Source organism: Armatimonas sp. (assembly GCF_043760365.1).
Lineage (GTDB): Bacteria > Armatimonadota > Armatimonadia > Armatimonadales > Armatimonadaceae > Armatimonas.
The window spans coordinates 1-4,369 of sequence record NZ_JAYUPA010000564.1 but is presented as its reverse complement, the minus strand read 5'-3'; the positions used below and the strand labels follow the sequence as shown (position 1 = coordinate 4,369).

General features: G+C 61.5%; 5 protein-coding genes. 2 read left to right on the top strand and 3 right to left on the bottom strand.

Features of this window, described 5'->3' with window-relative positions; genetic code table 11:
• The 3 genes from ACH2EH_RS12895 to ACH2EH_RS12885 form a co-directional block, all read right to left on the bottom strand.
• The coding region (locus ACH2EH_RS12895) for a sialate O-acetylesterase (protein WP_395142270.1) at positions 1–1,285 on the bottom strand (1,285 nt) is incomplete at its 3' end.
• Between the two features lie 22 nt (positions 1,286–1,307).
• On the bottom strand, positions 1,308–1,577 hold the full coding sequence (locus ACH2EH_RS12890) for a hypothetical protein (protein WP_395142268.1): 270 nt from the start codon (positions 1,575–1,577) through the stop codon (positions 1,308–1,310).
• 1 nt (position 1,578) lies between these two features.
• Positions 1,579–2,241 (bottom strand): WD40/YVTN/BNR-like repeat-containing protein, encoded by a 663-nt coding sequence (locus tag ACH2EH_RS12885; protein ID WP_395142266.1) that lies wholly within the window; start codon positions 2,239–2,241, stop codon positions 1,579–1,581.
• A gap of 402 nt (positions 2,242–2,643) precedes the next feature.
• On the opposite strand from ACH2EH_RS12885, the gene ACH2EH_RS12880 reads away from it, so the two are divergent.
• Together ACH2EH_RS12880 and ACH2EH_RS12875 are read left to right on the top strand one after the other, a co-directional pair.
• Complete coding sequence (locus ACH2EH_RS12880; RefSeq protein WP_395142264.1) at positions 2,644–3,645, top strand: ATP-binding protein; 1,002 nt, start codon at positions 2,644–2,646, stop codon at positions 3,643–3,645.
• An 83-nt stretch (positions 3,646–3,728) separates the two neighbouring features.
• Positions 3,729–4,369 (top strand): BTAD domain-containing putative transcriptional regulator (locus ACH2EH_RS12875; RefSeq protein WP_395142262.1); only part of this gene is annotated, 641 nt, incomplete at its 3' end.

The following is a 4,369-nucleotide window of genomic DNA, read 5'->3' as shown; positions in this document are numbered from 1 at the left end:
GGTAGGACGTAAAGTAGGTATCGTTCTCGCCGGGGTGCCAGAAAATCCCCTCCCAGATCGGCTCGTAGCCCTGACGTGTGAGGTCAGCGGCGGCATCGCGCAGGAAGGCAAGAAACTTGGGATAGAGGTTGCGGCGGCTCTCGGGCGAGCCCTGCGGCAACCAGTCCGGCCCCTGTGCCCCGCTGTGGGTGAACTTGAGAAGCGCGACGCCCTCGCTGGCCGGGATCGTTTTTCGGAGTTGTGCCCCGAAGCTCAGCTCCGGGCCGAAGTTGCCTAGCGCACTCACCGGGCCAAGCGGCTCCCAGTTTTTAGAGTTCTGAACGCCACCGCCCAGTGAGTACCGAAAGAGCACCTCGTTCTGGGGCTGGGCAAGTGTGGCCAGAAGCGCACTGGCAAACGCGTCCTCTCCCTCCATGTTGCGCTGACCGGCCAGCACGAACAGCCGAACCTGCGCCTTTTTGGGCAGAGCGGAGCGTTTCTTAAAAGTAGGCGCTTTTGGCGTGGGGAGCTTCCCGATATCTTTCAAGTAGGCTGTGGCGAACGCCTCCCCGAGCTGAAGCTGACCCTGTGTGCCAAAGTGGTAGTGCGGCTGCCCGCTGTTCATCACGTCAAAGGCCAAGTGCGAGGTCGGCACCCAGCGCAGTAAAGAATCCGCTTGGAGTAGCAACTCTTGCTGCTCGCGCAAGATCGCGAGATTCGCACGGTTGTCCATACCCCAGATGCCTTTTTCGCTGACTTCCCCAAGAAACCACTTGAGTTTGGAGAGCTTGAGATCGGTGCGCAGGCGCTGGAGGATTGTCGTGAGGTTCGCGGCGTAGGCCGTGTTAATCTTGCGATCCAGCATGTCGTTCTCGCCCTGGTGCCAGAGGACGGCCTCGAACTGGTAGCGAACGCCTTGTTTATCGAGTGCCGCAAGTGCCTCCCGAACAAGCTGAAGCGTGCGCGGGTAGAGCTTCTGGCCGTTTTCCGGCGCATCGGGGTTCCAGTCGTAGGCCGCCGTCGTGCCCCCGATCGCGGACTTGATGATCGCCAGCGGGGAGTTATCGTACTTTTTGACCCGACGCGCAAAGGTCAGTTCTGGCCCAAACGACGCTAGGGGGCGCAGAGGTTCCCAGCCCTGAAAACCTACCTTGTCTCTCTCCGGAAGAAAAGTGCAGCGGACATCGGGCTGCGGCGCACCGGCTCCTTTGAAGAGCGGAAAGTCGTCTATCCGCTCCGGGTGGGCATCTGCTCCCACCATGTTCGACTGCCCCGCAAAAAGAAAGACCTTGACTGGCTTAACCATGGCTCCGATTGTAGCATAACTCTTACTTTCCCGAGCGATGCACGGTAAGCATTGCCGACGTGCGACGTGTGCCTAGCTGTGCCTCGACTTGGTAGACTCCCACAGGGACGTCGGTTTTGCGCTCGGTTTGCAGGTCCCAGGTGAGGGTGTTGGCTCCACGTAGCAGATTGGCTTGCCACTGTCGAAAGAGACGACTGCCCGAGGCGTTGGTGACGGTGACCATGGCGGCTCCTGCGGTGTCGCTCACGAGCGAGAAACGGGCGATGGGGCGACCGCGCCGGTCGCCGGGCACACTATCCCAGGGGAAGAGGTCGAGGGTGATGTCGCGGATCGGGTAGAGAAAGAGCGGCTCGCTGGTCGGCTTGCGGATCGGAGCGAGATCCAGAATCCAGGCACCGCGTGGCGCTCAGCGACTCCCAGCTCTGCCCGGCGTCACGAGACAGATAGACCCCCAGATCGGTGCCCACATAGAGCAGCTTGGGATCGGTGGGGTCCTCTTTAATGACGTTCACACACTCCGGGGGGAGGTTGCTGGCAATCGAGCGCCAAGTGCGCCCGGTATCAGTGGAGACAAAAACATAGGGGCGCGTGTCGTTCTCCCGAAAGCCGGTGAAGCTGAGATAGAGCGTGCGTGGGTTGTGCGGCGAGATAAAAAACGGCGTGTACCAGCTAAAGCGCAAGCCCGGCAGGCGTGGCCTGAGGCTCTCCGACGACGGCCCACCACTGAGGATGGAGCTGCCCGTGGTGTCCATGCGCATCAAAGCGCCGTTCTGGTGCTCGTAGTAGACAAAGCGCTCGTCGGTGGGATCGGGCAGGGTCACAAAGCTATCGCCGCCCGTCCAGCGGTCCAGATAGACACTGCGCCACGGGTCGGGAATCGCGTCGTCGAGAGTCGCATCGCTCGGCCCCACCAGCGCGGCATTGTCCTGGGTTCCGGCGAAGATTCGGTAGGGCATCGCCCAGAAGAAGGCGCTCCGGGTTGGCGGGGTCAATGACCAGCTCATGGTGATCCAGGTGCAGCGCCCGGCCCGGTGTCGGCTGCACCCGCAGAATCCGATCCCCGAAGCGCTGGAAAGTCGCACCACCGTCCCGGGACTGGAAGGCGTGGTTCCCCAGGATATAGAGATGATTTGTGTCGCGCGGATCCACACAGATATCCGTGAACTTCCAACCAAACGCCCCAAAGACCTCAAAAAGATCGTCGGTGTTTACCTTGCGCCAGCTCTCGCCAGAATCTTCGGAGCGATAGACCTCGCCGCCCACGCCTGTCTGTCCCCCTGCCGCTTTCTCAGAGCAGCTTTGAGAAAGCCATCCAGGGCGAGCTGGTCTACGCCGACGAAGAGGTCGAGGGATGGCCCGTGCGCATTCTCTCCATGCCGGTTCGCGCGGATGATGGCACCATTATCGCCGTCATTCAGACAGGTGCACGCCTCACCTCGCTTGCCATTGCCATGCGCGGAGTAGACCAAGCGCTTCTCCCGCTCTCCCCCATGGCACTTCTCATCTGTCTGAGCGGCGCGGCGCTCCTGACGCACCGGGCGCTCGCTCCCGTCCGCGCCCTGACCGAGGCGGCGGAGCAGCTTGCAGCGACGGATCTCACCTGCCGCCTCCCTGAACCCGGCGGCGATGATGAGCTGGATCGGCAGGCCAAAGTCCTCAATCAGATGCTCTCCCGCCTGGAAGCGTCTTTTACGCGCCAGAAACGCTTCACCGCCGATGCCAGCCACGAGCTACGGACGCCGCTTGCAGTGATTAAAGCCACGACGAGCCTGCTGCTAGAGAGCGAGCTCAGTGCCCCACAACGCCAGGCTCTCACCGGAGCCGACGAAGCCGCTGATCGTGCCACCCGCCTCGTGAGTGATCTTCTTCTGCTAGCCCGCACGGAAAACGGCACTCTACGCGTCGCACGCCAAGAGGTTCTCCTGAGCGATCCCCTCCAGTGCGCCCTCACGGATGCCCTCGCGCTCCACGAGGGCCTCGCCGCTCCGGTTCTCCTGGACATCCCGGAGAATCTCTACGTCCACACGGATCCACAGCTCCTCGTGCGCCTCCTCAGCAATCTCATCAGCAATGCCCTGCGCCATACCCCCGCCGAGGGGAAAGTTGTCGTCGAGGCCACTGTGGGCACAACAACGCTAATTCTCACCGTCACCGATACTGGGGAGGGCATCGCCCCGGCGCACATAGAGAAACTCGGGCAGCCCTTTTACCGACCTGACACCGCCCGTGCCCGTACCCACGGCGGCGCGGGGCTTGGCCTCTCGCTGTGCAAAGGAATCGTGACTGCGCTCCAAGGCGAGCTGAAGGTCGAGAGCAAACTGGCTGAAGGAACCCGCGTGACACTTATCCTCCCTCTCTAGTCTTTACAAAAAAGGGGCGCTCGTCACGAAGGAATAACAGACTCGCAACTCTAACTGTAGGCACCGAGAGGAGTTAACACGCATTGATACAGACGCAGTTGCGGGTGGAGATGCTTGGGGGCTTCCAAGTGAGGGGAGCCGGTACTGCTATCAGTCGCTTCCGCACCCGCCAAACTGCCAGCCTCTTTGCCTACCTCACCCTTCACCGCGGCAAGCGCCTCCCCCGTGAGATTCTTGCGGAGATGTTCTGGCCCGATGCCCCCAACCAGGAGAAAGCCCGCGCCAGCCTGGCGGTGGCTGTTTCCTCACTTCGCAGTCAGCTTGAAACAGGGCAGGCGGGACAGGTACTGCTGGTAGATCCCCGCTCGCTAGGCGTGCGCACTGAGGCGATTAGCTCCGATGTTCTAGAGTTTGAGCAGGCTCTGGATCGCCTCGCTAGTGACGACACGCCCCAGACCATGGAAGCCCTGCGGCAGACTCTCTCCCTGTTTCGTGGAACTTTTCTTCCGGGTTTCTACGACGACTGGGTTCTTGGCGAGCAGACGCGCCTCCGGGATCGGTTTATCACAGCGGTACGGCGGCTGGGAAACTACTTTGAGCAAGAGGGCAATATTGACGAAGCGATTTACTGGAGACGTCAGGAGCTGCTTCATTTTTCAGAGGACGCTGGCGCACTGGAGCACCTTCTTCAGCTTCTGACCGAGGAGGAGCGCCTTGAGGAGGC

What these genes read in the sequence shown, in the direction of transcription:
- ACH2EH_RS12885 (WP_395142266.1), bottom strand. Translation starts at nt 2,241, where the DNA reads ATGCCCTACCGAATCTTCGCCGGAACCCAGGACAATGCCGCGCTGGTG.